This window comes from Streptomyces sp. NPDC051567 (genome assembly GCF_044454165.1).
Taxonomy (GTDB): domain Bacteria; phylum Actinomycetota; class Actinomycetes; order Streptomycetales; family Streptomycetaceae; genus Streptomyces.
Map to the genome: position 1 here is coordinate 57,809 of NZ_JBITDK010000026.1, position 14,138 is coordinate 71,946.

General features: G+C 73.5%; 8 protein-coding genes and 3 pseudogenes. 6 read left to right on the forward strand and 5 right to left on the reverse strand.

Features of this window, described 5'->3' with window-relative positions:
- Positions 1 to 13 precede the first annotated feature (13 nt).
- The 4 genes from ACIA5F_RS24415 to ACIA5F_RS24430 all read right to left on the reverse strand — a co-directional run bounded on the left by ACIA5F_RS24415 (position 14) and on the right by ACIA5F_RS24430 (position 3,838).
- Entirely contained in the window at positions 14 to 352 is a 339-nt protein-coding gene (locus ACIA5F_RS24415; RefSeq protein WP_399356373.1) for a hypothetical protein, read from the reverse strand.
- Between the two features lie 54 nt (positions 353 to 406).
- Positions 407 to 1,927 carry a type VII secretion protein EccB gene (gene eccB, locus ACIA5F_RS24420; protein ID WP_399356375.1) on the reverse strand — a complete coding sequence of 507 codons (1,521 nt, stop codon included), beginning with the start codon at positions 1,925 to 1,927 and terminating at the stop codon, positions 407 to 409.
- A 63-nt stretch (positions 1,928 to 1,990) separates the two neighbouring features.
- The gene (eccD, locus tag ACIA5F_RS24425) at positions 1,991 to 3,370 is read right to left on the reverse strand and encodes a type VII secretion integral membrane protein EccD (protein ID WP_399356377.1); all 1,380 of its coding nucleotides are present in this window, start codon (positions 3,368 to 3,370) and stop codon (positions 1,991 to 1,993) included.
- 81 nt (positions 3,371 to 3,451) lie between these two features.
- Positions 3,452 to 3,838: a hypothetical protein gene (locus ACIA5F_RS24430; protein ID WP_399356379.1), complete on the reverse strand. Its 387-nt coding sequence runs from the start codon at positions 3,836 to 3,838 to the stop codon at positions 3,452 to 3,454.
- Positions 3,839 to 4,207: 369 nt separating this feature from the next.
- Here ACIA5F_RS24430 and eccCa point away from each other — a divergent pair, with 369 nt between their 5' ends.
- Together eccCa and ACIA5F_RS24440 are read left to right on the forward strand one after the other, a co-directional pair.
- On the forward strand, positions 4,208 to 8,215 hold the full coding sequence (gene eccCa / locus ACIA5F_RS24435) for a type VII secretion protein EccCa (protein WP_399356433.1): 4,008 nt from the start codon (positions 4,208 to 4,210) through the stop codon (positions 8,213 to 8,215).
- Entirely contained in the window at positions 8,212 to 10,587 is a 2,376-nt protein-coding gene (locus tag ACIA5F_RS24440; protein ID WP_399356381.1) for a hypothetical protein, read from the forward strand. Before eccCa ends, ACIA5F_RS24440 begins: the two co-directional genes overlap by 4 nt.
- A gap of 124 nt (positions 10,588 to 10,711) precedes the next feature.
- On the opposite strand, the pseudogene ACIA5F_RS24445 reads toward ACIA5F_RS24440, so the two are convergent.
- Positions 10,712 to 11,041: pseudogene (locus ACIA5F_RS24445) on the reverse strand (hypothetical protein); the annotation flags it as partial.
- Positions 11,042 to 11,353: 312 nt separating this feature from the next.
- On the opposite strand from ACIA5F_RS24445, the pseudogene ACIA5F_RS24450 reads away from it, so the two are divergent.
- The 4 genes and pseudogenes from ACIA5F_RS24450 to ACIA5F_RS24465 all read left to right on the forward strand — a co-directional run.
- Positions 11,354 to 11,983, forward strand: a pseudogene (locus ACIA5F_RS24450) (transposase); the annotation flags it as partial.
- Between the two features lie 125 nt (positions 11,984 to 12,108).
- Positions 12,109 to 12,324 (forward strand): annotated as a pseudogene (locus ACIA5F_RS24455) (DUF1768 domain-containing protein); the annotation flags it as partial.
- A 560-nt stretch (positions 12,325 to 12,884) separates the two neighbouring features.
- On the forward strand, positions 12,885 to 13,502 hold the full coding sequence (locus ACIA5F_RS24460) for a hypothetical protein (protein WP_399356382.1): 618 nt from the start codon (positions 12,885 to 12,887) through the stop codon (positions 13,500 to 13,502).
- Positions 13,503 to 13,938: 436 nt separating this feature from the next.
- Positions 13,939 to 14,121 (forward strand): hypothetical protein, encoded by a 183-nt coding sequence (locus ACIA5F_RS24465; protein ID WP_399356384.1) that lies wholly within the window; start codon positions 13,939 to 13,941, stop codon positions 14,119 to 14,121.
- Positions 14,122 to 14,138: the final 17 nt, after the last annotated feature.

Consider the following 14,138-nt stretch of genomic DNA (forward strand, 5'->3'; position numbering starts at 1 on the left):
GCGCCGCCCGGGATCACTTGCTGAGGATGTCGTAGACGTCGCCGCTCCACAGGTCCATGTTGGCCTCCGCCTCACCGGCGGTGTCCGCCATGACCTTGCTGGTGGTGCCGACGGCGTCCAGGAGGTCCTTGTACTCGGCCATCACCGTGCGGTAACCGTGCTGCCAGCTCTCGATCTTCGCGATGAACTTGGTGCCGGCGGCGGACCGCATGCTCTGCGCCACCTGCTGCGCGATGTCCTCGGACTGGGCGTAGGCCCGCTCCATCGTCTGGAGGTGCCCCTCCAGCTCGTTGAGGGTCTGGGTGAGTACCGCTGACGAGACCTTGAGACTGTCGTGGGGAATGTCGGTCACCTGAGCTCCTTCGATCGTACGGTCGGTGGGGTTCCCGGCAGGGGAACGGGCCGTTCACGGCGCGGGGTTCACCGCCCTCTCGGCGCCGGTGGTCACGCCCGCCACACCCGCCACGCCCTTCGCGTCCGTCCCGGGACAGACCGGAGCCGGCACGCCCGCGGTCGCGTCGACCACCCCCGCCGCCGCCAGTGCCGCCGGGTCCAGGGCCGGCCCCGACGGCAGCATGGTCAACAGCGTCGCGGGCACCCCCACCGCCGCCGCGCCCGCGTAGCCGAGGGCCTTCGCGGACTCCGGCGTCGGCAGCGGGTACTTCACGCCGTTGTCCGCGACCAGATACGTCGTCCCGGCCGCGCCCGCCCCGGACAGCGCCCGCACCAACGCGCCGCCACCGGGCCGCACGGAGACCAGGTCCGCCGCGCCGCACGCCGCCGTCACGCCCGGCTGGGGCGTCACCGGCCGGCCCGCGACCGCCGCCGCGTCGGCCACGGTCACCAGGGTGGCGGGACCGCCGTCCGCCGAAGGCCGCACCGCCGTGCACACGCCCTGCCCGGCACCCGGCTCCACCAGCTCCGGCGGCGCCGCCGGAAGGCCCTCGTCCGGCAGGGTCCCGGCCGGCGCCGGGTGGGCGGCCAGATCGGCGGCGCCCACCGCCACAGCGACCGCCGGCGCCCCCGCGTACGCCTCCCGCTGCGTGCGCGGGTCGCCGCGCAGGAGCTCGAACCGGGTGCGGTCGAGCGCCGCCAGGCCCTTCCCGGTCAGGACGTACGGCTCGTCGCCCGGGCCCGTGAAGAGCTGGCCGATCCGGGTCTCCCGCCCGGCCAGTGCGGGACCGGGCGTACCCCGCCCCGCGATCTCCGGCAGGGCCAGATCGGGCCCGGCGGGAAGGGAGTTGAGGTAGGACGACCCCACCGGGAACGGGGTGGCCGTGCCGTAGCCGAGCGCCGTCCCCGCGCCCGCGCCCAGCCGCAGCCGCCGCCCCTGCCACAGCAGGTGGTCGGTGCCGTCCGAGACGGTCACCAGAACCCCCTGCCCGGGGCCCAGCGCCCGCCCCGCGCCCGTCGGACCGACGGCCACCGACACCACCGGGCCGGGCCGCCCCGTCGCCGTGGCCGCCACCAGAGCGCACACCAGCCAGTCGCCCCGGGCCAGCGCGGACGCGGCCGGAAGCCCGTCCGGCGCGCCCACGATCCCCACCGGCCCGCCGCGCGGCACCGCCCCCAGCGACTTGAGGCCGACCTGCGTGACGGTCATCTTCCCCCCGGCCACCAGCCGGGCACTGGCCTGGTTGAGCACCGGCCGCAGCTCCCCGCCGACGAACAGATACCGGGCACCCGTCTCCTTGACCACCACCAGGGTCCCCGGCTTGGCCCAGCCCTTCGCACCGCCCGGCTTGATCGCCCCGTACAGGCCCACGACCAGGGCGATGATCACAGCGATGAACAGTCCGGTACGCACCCCTCGGGTGGTCCGCCGGGTCGGGAGGTCCAGCGCGTCGGGCTCGCCCCGCAGCATCCCGGCCCCGAGCCTGCTCATCACGAACAGGTGGGCCTGCACCTGGTCGCGTCTGGACTGCATGTGAACTCCTGAGGGGGAGGGGAAAGGAACGTCGGGGGTCGGGGGTGTTTCCGGGCGCGCCGCTCAGCCGGTGAGCCCGCGCACCCACGCGAACACCCCGGCCTCGGTCAGCGCCAGCGGGATCAGGCTCAGCGCCAGCGCACTGTGCAGCAGGTCGGCGGCCCGCCCCCAGTACGGCAGCAGCCGCCGCCCCGGCACCGTCCACGAGAAGACCGCGAGCGCCGCGGCGGCCGCCACCAGGCCCGTCAGCAGACCCAGCCGGCCCGTCGGGCCGAGGGAGAGCGCCCACCCGGTCGCGAGCAGGACGAGCCCGTACACGCCCGGCAGGATCAGGGCCAGCCGCTGCCACCGGGAGCCGACCTCCCGGACGTGCAGGATCAGCAGCAGCGACAGCACGGCCGCCAGCGCCACCGGGGCCCAGCCGGGCGAGGGCGCCATCAGCGTGAGACAGGCGGCGCACAGGGCGCCGGTCACCACATGGAAGGCGGTCAGATAGCCGTCGGCCACGGCGCTGCGGTCCATGACCTCCTGCGCCGGGTACGGCTCGATGTCCTCCTGCAACTCCTCGGCCCGGCGCGGCAGCGCGGGCAGGTTCAGCCCCGAGAGCCGGAAGGCGAAGCCGGGCAGGAACGCCCCGAACGCCACCACGAGCACGGCCAGCGCCCCCGCGGTCTGCGAGACCGAGAGCCCCGCCAGGACGAGCGCCCCCGCCGCCGACGCGGCGAGCGAGGTGACGAGCAGCCCGAGGAACAGGGGCGCCGAACAGGCCACGGACGCCAGCGCCAGGACCGACGCGCCCGCCGCCGCCGAACCGCCCGCGAGCAGCCGGGCGGCCGTCAGGTCGCTCTCCCCGGCCGGCAGCAGCGTCCCGGCCAGCGCCAGATAGGGCACCGCCGCCGCGCCGAGCGCCGTACCGGCCCCCGCGTCGCCCACCGCCCGCGCGGCGCTGCCCGCGCCGAGGAGCAGCAGGACCCCGGTGCAGGCCGCCGTGACCACCCGCAGCGGACCGAGGCCGCCGGAGAGGGCCAGGAGGACGAAACCGCCCGCCAGCGCGAGCAGCGCGACGCCGAGCGCCAAGTGGTGGGTGAGGGCGGGGTGCCAGCCGTCGCCACGCCGCTCCAGCCCGGCCGCGACGCCGTCGACGATGTCGTCGAAGTGCACCTCCGGCAGCGCCTCGCGGCGCATCCGCAGGTAGAGGCGCTCGCCGTCGCGCAGCCCCAGGGCCTCCGCCGTCCGCTCCTCGTCCAGCGGCTCCTCGCCGAGCCGCTGGAGCACCCAGCCGCCCGCCTCGACGGCCTTCTCGTCCAGATCGTCCCCGGAGTAGCCGACGATGGTCGGCAACAGGTCCGCCAGGGGGACGTCGGCCGGTACGGAGAGCTCGACCACCTTGTGCGGCCCGTGGAACCTCAACCGGCACAGTCCCGCCACCGCGCTACCGCTCACTGCCCGCGTATCCTTCCTGCTGTCCGGCCGAGGCCGGAACGCCCTCGGCGGACAGGGGAACGGAAACGCCCGGCGGCGGGTTCAGCCGTCCCCGCGCGGCTCGCCCCGCAGCTCCCGCACGAGCGCCTCGACACCCTCCTCGCCGTACCGCGCCACGAGCACGGCGGCCAGCTCGGCCACCGACCGCCGCTCGCCCTCGCTCCAGCCGGCCGCCGACGGATGCTCGTCGACCACGAACACGCGCGCGATCAGCCGCGCCTCCGGTCCCGGCGCGTCTGCCGGGGAAGCGGGCCCGAGCAGCCGGGCGAGCGCGTCCGCCACCTCGGACGCGGTGGCCTCCGGCACGTCCAGCCCGGTCACGACCCCGCCGAGCGGATCTCCGTCCTCCGGGCCGACGCCCGGCAGCCACCCGCGCGGCAGCGCCCGCACCTCGTACGCCTCCTCGTCCCCGTCCTTGTCCTCGTACACCGCTCTCCCTCCGGCACCACCCCGACGGGCGTGCGCACACCGCCTCGCCCACCCCGGCGACCGGCCGGACCGGTCCGACCGGCGACCCGGCGGGCATCCGTACGCGCGCACACCTTTCCCCCGTTCCTCCGCTTCCTCCTTGTCGCAGTGGTCAACGCGCCTCCCCCTCGTCGGGGTTCATCCGGGGGTCATCCGGGGGTCATCCGAAGTCACCGCACGGACCGGTTGAACCGTCCCGCACCCTCCGTCCGTTCCCGACTGACGAGGAAACCGCACGGAGTCGGCCGCCAGGCATGAGCCAGGCGTGAGGAGCGTTGTTCGTTGAGCGTGGTGCAAGTCAACCGCCCACCGCGGCGGCCGGGTCCCGAGATGCCGGACGGCGAGATCCAGCTCCAGGAGCCCCCCGGCCTGCCCGAGAAGCAGAACGGCATGGGCAGCATCATCACGATGGTGCCGATGGCGCTGTCCTCGCTCTCCATGGTCTTCATCTTCCTGCGCCCCAACGGCGGCATGATGACGTACATCGCCATGGGCACCATGGCCGTGTCCGCGATCGGCATGATCGTCACCCAGATCATGCGCGGCAACGCCGACCGCAAACAGGAACTGACCGGCGAGCGCCGTGACTACCTGCGCTACCTGGCACAGATGCGGCGGCAGGTGCGCAAGGAGGTCCTCCGCCAGCAGGAGGCTCTTGCCTGGCGCCACCCCGACCCGGCCGAACTGCCCTTCCTGGCACGGACCTCACGCCTGTGGGAACGGCGCTCCTCCCACCCCGACTTCAGCGACGTACGCATCGCGCTGGGCTCCCAGCGCCTCGCCGTGCGCCTCGCCCCGCTCGCCACCAAACCGGTCGAGGACCTCGAACCGCTCAGCGCCCACGCGCTGCGCCGCTTCATCCACGCGTACGGCTCCGTCGCCGACCAGCCCGTCGCCATCCACCTGCGCGGCTTCGCCCACGTCATGATCCGCACCGACGCCGCCGCCGACTCCTCCTCCGATACCACCCGGCCCGCGGGCGGGACCGGGACGGGCCCCGACGACGACCGCTCCCGCGCCCTGGTCCGCGCGGTCCTCGCCCAGATGGCCACCTTCCACGCCCCCGACGAACTACGCATCGCGGTCGTCGCCGCGCCCGGCCGGCGCGCCCACTGGGAGTGGACCAAGTGGCTCCCGCACGCCCTGCACCCCCACGAGACCGACGGCGCCGGGCCGCTGCGGCTCGTCGCCGCGACCATCGGCGAACTGGAGCAACTGCTCGGCGAGGAGTTCGGCGCCCGGCCGCCCTACGAGCCCGACGCCACCCCCAGCCGCGACGAGCCGTACACCGTCGTCGTACTCGACGGGGCCGTCTTCACCTCCCCCCACCGGGCCGCGCTCGGCGGCTACCGCAACACCACCGTCGTCGACGTCGGCTCCGCCCTGGAGTGGAAGCACGGCCGGCTCACCCTCCGGCTACGGATCACCGGCCCCCCCGACGGCCCCGCCGCCCTGGAGATGGTCGGCGCCGACCGCAACCGCAAGGACCAGATCACCCCGCTCGGCGTCCCCGACGGCCTGACCCCCCTCGCCGCCACCCGGCTGGCCGCCGCCATGGCCCCGTACCGCCTCGGTGACAGCTTCGACGCGGGCGAACCCCTGGAGACCGACTTCGACCTGGCCGGCCTGCTCGGCATCCCCGACCTGCACCGCTTCGACGTCAAGGAGCAGTGGGCGCGGCGCAACCAGTCCAACAAGCTCCGGGTCCCCCTCGGCCTCGGCCCCGACGGCACCCCCATCGACCTCGACATCAAGGAATCCGCCCAGGGCGGCATGGGCCCGCACGGCATGCTGATCGGCGCCACCGGCTCCGGCAAGTCCGAACTGCTGCGCACCCTCGTCCTCGCCCTGGCCCTGACCCACTCCTCGGAGATCCTCAACTTCGTCCTCGTCGACTTCAAGGGCGGCGCCACCTTCCTCGGCCTGGACGGCCTGCCCCACACCTCCGCCGTCATCACCAACCTCGCCGACGAGGCCGACCTGGTGGACCGCATGCGCGACGCGCTGCACGGCGAGATGATCCGCCGCCAGGAACTGCTGCGCGCCGCCGGGAACTACGCCTCCCTCCTGGAGTACGAGACCGCCCGTGCCACCGGCACCCCGCTGGACCCGCTGCCCACCCTCTTCGTCGTCGTCGACGAGTTCTCCGAACTGCTCGCGGCCCACCGCGACTTCATGGACCTCTTCGTCATGATCGGCCGCCTCGGCCGCTCCCTCGGCGTCCACCTGCTGCTCGCCTCCCAGCGACTCGACGAAGGACGCGTGCACCAGCTGGAGTCCCACCTCTCGTACCGGATCGGCCTGCGCACCTTCTCCGCCATGGAGTCCCGGGGCGTCCTGGGCGTCCCCGACGCCTACCAGCTCCCCTCCCAGCCCGGCAACGGCTACCTGCGCAGCGACATCTCCACCCTCACCCGCTTCAAGGCCGCCTACGTCTCCGGCACCTACCGGCCCAAGCGCCGCCCGGCCGCCCGCCGTTCGGTCATCGAGGGCCAGGTCGTCGCCCTCGGCACCGAGTACGTGGCCCCGCGCGTGCTGCCCGCCACCCCCGACCCGGCCGAGGAGCCGGCGGCCGAGGAGACCGGGACGCTCCTCGACATCGCCGCCGAACGCCTGGTCGACGCCGGTCCCCCCGCGTACCAGGTGTGGCTGCCACCCCTCGACGTGCCGCCGACCCTCGACGAACTGCTGCCCCCGATCGGACCCCACCCCGAGCACGGCTTCACCGCCGAAGGTGAGGTGCGCGGCACGCTCAAGGTCCCCGTCGGCGTCGTCGACAGGCCCTTCCAGCAGGTCCGCGACCTGCTCGTGGCCGACCTGGGCGGCGCCGACGGCCACATCGGCATCGCCGGCGCCCCGCAGTCCGGCAAGTCCACCCTCATCCGCACCCTGATCACGGCGCTCGCCCTCACCCACACCCCGGCCGAAGTGCAGTTCTACTGCCTGGACTTCGGTGGCGGCGCCCTGTCGAGCCTGCGCGGTCTGCCGCACGTCGGCTCGGTCACCGGCCGGCACGACCCCGACCGGGTCGTGCGGACCATCGCCGAGGCCAACGCGGTCATCACCCGCCGCGAGAAGTACTTCGCCGAACTCGGCGTCGACTCCGTCGCCGCCTTCCGCCGCAAGAAGGCGGCCGGTGAACTCCCCGACGACCCGCACGGAGACGTGTTCCTGGTCATCGACGGCTGGAACACCCTGCGCCAGGAGTTCATGGACCTGGTCCAGCCCCTCACCCTCATCTCCCAGCGCGGCCTCAACTACGGCGTCCACCTGCTCGTCGGCACCACCCGCTGGGGCGAGATCACCGGCGCCCTCCGGGACCAGCTCCAGACCCGCTTCGAACTGCGCCTGGGTGACACCGTGGACTCGGTCGTCAACATGCGGGCGGCGGCCAAGGTCCCCAAGATTCCCGGCCGCGGACTCACCCCCGACCAGATGCACTTCCTGTGCGCGCTGCCCCGCCTGGACGGCATCGGCACCGTCCACGACCTCAGCGAGGGCGTCGCCGACCTGGTCGACGTCGTCGCCGACCATTGGACCGGCCCGCGCGCCCCCGAGGTCCGGATGCTTCCCCTCGTCCTCGACGCCGCCGACCTCCCCGAGCCCCACGGCTCCCTGCGCATCCCGCTCGGTCTGGAGGAGAACGACGTCCAGCCGCTGTGGCACGACTTCTCCCAGGACCCGCACCTGATCGTCGTCGGCGACAGCGAGACCGGCAAGACCAACCTGCTCCAGCACATCGCCACCCAGATCATGCGCGCCTACACCCCCGACCAGGGCCGCCTCATGCTGGCCGACTTCCGCCGCGAGATGTACGAGACCGTGCCCGAGGAGTACCGCCTCGGCTACGCGGTCTCCGTGGACCCGCTGCGCCAGATGATCACCGGCGCGGGCAAGGCGATCGCCAACCGCGTCCCGGCCGCCGACATCACCCCGGACCGGCTGCGGCGGCGCGACTGGTGGAGCGGCCCGGAACTCTTCGTCCTCGTCGACGACTACGACCTGGTCAACGGCTCGATGTCGGCACACCCCTTCGCCGCCGTCCTCGACCACCTCGCCCAGGGCGCGGAGATCGGCCTGCACATCATCGTCGCCCGCTCCGCCAACGGCGCCGGCCGCGGCCTGTCCGACCCGCTCCTGCGCAAGCTCCAGGACGTCAACACTCCGGCCGTCCTGCTCTCCTGCCCGCCCACCGAGGGCTACCTCTTCGGCGGCACGAAGCCGAAGGTGCTGCCCACCGGACGCGCGCTGCACATCACCCGCCGCCGCACGGTGCAGCTCCAGACCCCGCTGCTCGACCCCGACGGCCGGACCCCGCAGAACGGACACCCCGGATGACCACTCCCGACCCCGCCACCGGATCGGGCACGCACCCCGTCGGCCCGCACCTGGTGATCGCCCCCGAGGAGACGGCCGCCGCCCTGACCCCCGTCCTGAGCGGGCTGCCCCCGCTGCCCGGCGCGCTCCTGGTGCTGGCCGCGGCGCCGGACGCGGCACAGGTCCTCCGCCGCGCCCTGCCGGGCCTGGTGGCCCTCGCCGGGGAGCGCGGCGCGACCCGCCTGGTCCTCGCCGCCTCGGGCCTCGCCGCACGGGGCCCCGGCGGCGGCCGCCCGGTGCAGGCGGTCGCCACGGCGGCGGGCTTCACGGTGGTCGCCCCGGACGACGTGGTCAGCGTCGAACCGGACGGCACGCTGCGACTCGCGGAACCCGGCACCTGGTGGCTGGCGCAGCCGGGGGAGGAGCCGTACGAACTGGGCCCGGGATGGCCCCCGGCGGAACCGCAGGCACAGGAGGAGCCGGAGGAGCCGGAGGAACTGGAGGAGCCGGAGGAACCACTCCCGCCCCCCGCGCCGCCCGTCCCCGTCGTGGCGGAGTCCCAGGGCGGCATGCACGGATTCGGAACGACGCCGACGGAGAAGCAGACGGAGAAGCCGGAGGAGGCGCCGGGGGAGGAGCCGGAGGAGGACAGCCGTACCGTTCCGGGCGGAGTCTGGCTGGGAAGACCGCCCGAGGCGGTCGAACCGCTGATCGGCGTCGGCCCGGACACCTTCCTCCTGGGGGTCGGATCACCGGCCCGCCCCACGCTGCCCGCCGCCGAACTCCTGGACCGGGTACCGGCGGACGCGGCGGACGCGCGGCACCTCCTGCTGGCCGCGCCGTGGGCCGACCCGTGCGACCTCGTCGCCATGGCAGTGGCCCTCGCGGACCGCTTCGACCGTACGGTACGGGCAGCGATCGGCCTCCCCGTACGCACGGCCGACGACCACGCCACCACGTACCTCGACGCACGGGGCGCGCCCACCTGGCAGCCCCTCCTGCTCGAACTCGCCGCCTCGCCCGCACACCACCGCGTGGTGCCGTCCGCGTGGCTGCGGCCGTCCGGCCCGGAGGCGACGGCCCCGGCCCTGTACACCTGCGCGGACCCGGAGGGCTGGGTCCTCGAACTCGTCCCGGCGGGACTCTGGCTGCGCCCGGCGGACCGGGTGCCGGACGCCCGCCCCCGTACGGTGCCCCCCGACCCGGCCCGCCCGGTCCTGATCGTGGGAGACGGGGAACGGCCCGTCGGCCCCGAGGTCCGGCGGGCACTGCCCGGGGTGCTGGCCGCGCTGCCGGACCTGGGCGCGACGGAACCGTACGGACTACTGCTCCACGGCGACGCGTCCGACGAGGAGCAGCCCCGTTCCTGGGCGGGGGAACTGAACCTGCGCTGGCTGGGCTCCACGAGTTCCCGCCCGGCGCCGGCGCCGGCGCCCGAGCCCGCCCCCGAACCCCGTACCGTACCGGGCCCGCCCCCGCCCCCGCCCCCGCCCCCGAGCGGACCGACCGACCCGGCCCTGGCACCAGCTCCGACCTTGCCCCCGACTCCGGCCCCGACTCCGGCTCCGGAGGAACCGGAGCCCCCGGTGCGGGAGGCTCCCGTCACCCCGCGGATACCCGTCACCCCGCCGCTACCGGGCGGCCGGAGCGGCCCGGACGACCGAGCGGCTCTCCGGGAACTCCTGGGCGAGAAGTACCACATCCTCGCCAGCAAGGCGGAGCTGCTGGCCTCCCGGCTGCCGTCGCTGCGCTCCCTGGCGCAGGACGGCCTCAAGCCGGACATGGTCGCCATCGCGCTGTACCAGGCCGACGCCCCCGACCTGGCGTCCCGCGCGGGACTGGCCGAGGCCGCGCGGGCGGCCGCCCCCGGCCCCTTCACCCCACTGCTGCGCTGCCTGGAATCGGGCCTGCGCCGCCTGCCAGGGCACTACGGGACGGTCATGCTCGCGGCCCCGGCGGAGCGGGTGCCACTGGACCGGTACGTGCCGGGCACGGTCCTCGTCGAGCCCGCGGCGGTGGCGACCGTCCCGGCGTGCGACGTGGAACTGGAGGGCGCGGTCGAGTTCGGGATCTGGTCCACCACCGGCCGCCGCACGTCCGTCTTCCTCGGGGCGGACGACGAACCGGAGGTGGTGTTCCCCCCGGGCACGGCCTTCTCCGTCCTGGCCCTCCACCTGTCGGAGGACGACACGGCGCCGATCCGTGTCCTGCTCCGCGAGATCTCCCCCGCGGAGACCGACGGAGCGGACGACCGCTTCCGGAAACGCGACGAGCAGGCCCGTACCCGCCTGACCGAATGGTTCGAGCGCAGAGACATGCTGGAACCCCCCGACCGCCGCCCCCTCCCGGACGCGACCCGCTTCCACGTGGCCCCGGGAGCGGCCCTGCACTGAACCTCACGACTCCGCCCTCCGCACGTCATCCGGGGGCGCGTCCCCGGTCGGGCCGCCCGCGCCCGGCCCGGACGGACCGACCCGTGCGGGGCAGCCGGAACTCGATGCGGTGCAAGGCTTCGAGTCATGGGCGGACTGCGGTTGAGCGAAGCGGGTGGGGTGGGAGTCGGGCCGGTGGTATGGCGTGCTCGATGAGTGACACGGTCGTGCGCGGGTCGGTGACCTGGACGGCAAGGCGGGCGTACCGTTCGTCGGCCAGTTCGATGACGACGGCTTTGGCCGGGTCGTGGACGTTCCGGAAGACCCGCTCGCCGTCGATGAGGAAGGTGCCCGCGGTGATGACGCCGGGGAGGTGGGTGCCAGGAGCACGGATGCCCTTCGGTTCCCTGATGATCCCCGGGTCGGAGGTCGCTCCGCGGATGTTGGCCGGCGGTATGGCCGGTCGGCTCTTGAGCTTGTTTTTACTGCTGCGCCCTCAAGGGGAACCAGAGGGCGACTACTGGTGGTGCTGGGATGGCCTCATCGTGCGCGACGCGGGTGTGCCGTCGATGGTCAAGGTCATCGACGGGCTCGTCGCCGCAGGCGAGCACGAGACAGTCCTTCGCCACGTTGGGCCCGAAGAGAACGCTTGATCTTGTTGACTCCGGCTGACCGAACGATGCCCCGAACGTGATCGCTCGTACGGGGATTCCGGGGACGTGAACACGGCCCCGTCTGATCCTGTGCTCCGACCAAGAAGGCACTTGACCAGCGAAGGCCGTGGGGAATGGGTCTGCCGCACCACGATGGCCGGGACGAGGCGTTCGACTTCACCTCGCACTTTCGGGAGGACCTCTACGGATGTCTGACCCGGCGCGCTGACACGCTGTTCGAGCTGTGCGACGCGATGCTCTGTGAGGACGGCCCGGTGACCTCGCCGGTCGATTTGACGTTGCTGGCCGAGCACCGGCGTGGGCACGGCGCGTTGTACGCCGCGCTCAACCAGGGCTGCATCGATGCGGACAGGCTGCGTAAGGCACTGGCCGTGCTGCCGCAGCCGAAGGCCGCCGACGGGCGCCTGGTCCTGGCGGTCGATGTCTCGCCGTGGCTGCGTCCGGACGCGCCGACCAGCCCGGACCGCCTGTTCTGCCACGTCTACGGACGCTCGGGACGCTCCAGTGACCAGTTCATCCCCGGCTGGCCGTACTCGTTCGTCGCCGCGCTGGAGACGGGCCGCACCTCGTGGTGCCAACTGCTGGACGCCATCCGCCTCGGCCCCCACGACGATGTCGCCGAGGTCACCGCCCGGCAGGTCCGCCCCGTCGTGAACGACTTGATCGGCCGGGGCCAGTGGGAGGACGGCGCCCCGGACATCGCTGCTGGCACCGCCCCGAGCCCTTCACCACCCCGGTGCGCGGCCCGCTTCCGTGTTTTACGGCCGTAAAACTTGATCTTGAGGTCCGTGCGCGCCGCCTCCGTGCGGCCGGACCTGCCGGCCCGAGGAAGATCAAGGTCTCCTCGGCGGTCACCGCGAGACACGGGATGATCGGCAACCGGATCACCCATCGCACCGCGGACGGCGTCCGCATACCCGGAACCTGGCGGCACGCCTTCATCCGCAACGGCGGCCGTTACTACCTCACCGACCTCTTCATCTACGCCGACGGGCTTGTCGACTGCTGGGGTCTGGTCACGGTCGAGGAGTTCGAGGAGAAGCTCCGGACCGGCTGGGTGGCCACCACCCTCCCGGACGGCGCTGCGGTTCGAGGTCGTTGGGGCCGACGCGGCCTTCGCAGTAGGTGCTCCGGTCGGCCGGTCCCTGGTGGATGCGGAGCAGGGAGCGTTTGGCTTCGGTCTCCCGTGCGAGGGCGGCGGACGACTGTGCCGCCCCTGGATGGGGGTGGGCAAGCCGGGCTTGTCCACCGGGCTTGCCTGAGAATCTCTGGCGGGCAACCGGTGGTGGCCTCTCACCTTTCTGGCGGCCTTGGTTTTCGGAGCTGGTGGAACGGTCGACGCGGGCCGGGAGTCGGCGGAGTGGTGGTCCGCTGCCGGGCTGTCGGCCGGGGCGCTCGACGCGGTCGCGGAGTGCGGCGCCAGATGATGTGCCGGATGCAGGGTTGAACCTGGGGGCCGGTGTCCGCAGCTTTTCAAGACTCGGAAAAATATGAACTTACGGCCAAAATTTGGTCAAAAAGTTCATTTAAGGCCAATGGGTGCTCGCGTAGACCGTGTCATGCCCCCTGGGCGAGTTACGTTGACACCGAGTCAGCTGGGGAGTATCTCCGGCTGCATCCATCGAGAGGCACCTCATGCGCTTCATGCGCACCATCACCGCTTCACGGACCCTTCTGGTCGCCTCGATCGCCGTCGTCGGCCTCACTGCCGTCCCCGCCGTCGCCTCCACCGCAGACCGCACGGACGCGGCTGCCTCCGGGGCCCGCGGCGGCTTCGGCGTCCTCGGCTTCCCCGGCAGCAACGGCTCAGGCGGCGTCGGGAGCAGCGGCGGTGTCGGTGGTCTCGGTGGTACCGGCGGCGCTGCCGGCGCCAATGGCAACGGTGGTAACGGGGGCAATGGCGGCAACGCCGGCGGCAGCGGCAGTACCGGTGGCATGGGCGGTGCCGGCGGCGCAGGCGGCGCCAATGGCAACGGTGGTAACGGGGGCGCCGGAGGCGCCGCCACGCTCGGCGGCACCGGTGGCAAGGGCGGCGTGGGCGGCGTCGGCAACGCTGGTACCGGCATCCCCGGCGGTGCGGGTGGTAACGGCGGCGCCTCTACGGCCGGCGGTAACTTCACGGGCGGCACAGGCGGTGCCGGCGGCGCGGCCAGCCCGGTCTGCCCCGGCAAGCCCGGCGGCAACGGCACCGCCGCCACAGCCACCGCGAACGGCACCACCGGTGCCACCGGCGCCGCCGGTAAGTCCACCCTCCCCTGCTGACCCAACTCCCTGACCGTCAGACACCAGGCCCGTACCGAAGGCCGAGGCTGACGGCGACAACCTCCACGGAGAAGCTGACGTGGACACTGAACTCGTTGGGGGCTGAGCCCCATCACATCGCGGGCCTTCCCCAGGTTGGGGAAGGCCCGCGATTGTTGGCGGTACCACCTCGGTCAGGGGCCGGTCAGGATCGAGTGGGTGCCGATCCGCCGCCAGACGATGTGGGCCCCGTGGTGCTGTTCCTGGCCGTAGGACCAGGTGGCGCGTCCGTCGGGTGCCCAGGTGAGTTCGTAGACCCCGGACGTGCGCCGGGACGCGCTTGATGCGCAGCCCGGACCGGAAGCCCCGGCCGGCGCGGAGGTCGTGGACGAAGGTGGTGCGCACGACCTGGCGGAAGCGGTCGCGCTGGGCCGGGGTGAGCCGGTGGAGGTCGTGGGTGAAGCGGGTGGTCAAGCAGCTGGCGGAGGTGCGGGCCGAGCGGGACGAACTCGCCGTCGACGAACGTGTCCTTGAGCGGGTGCGCGGGCAGCTCACCGATGAACGCACCTCGACCGTAGCGGCTCCCGAGCAGGTGGGCGGCCGAGCCTGGAACCGTTGCGGGGGAAGCTGGCCGGACTGACTGACCGCGGCCGGCTG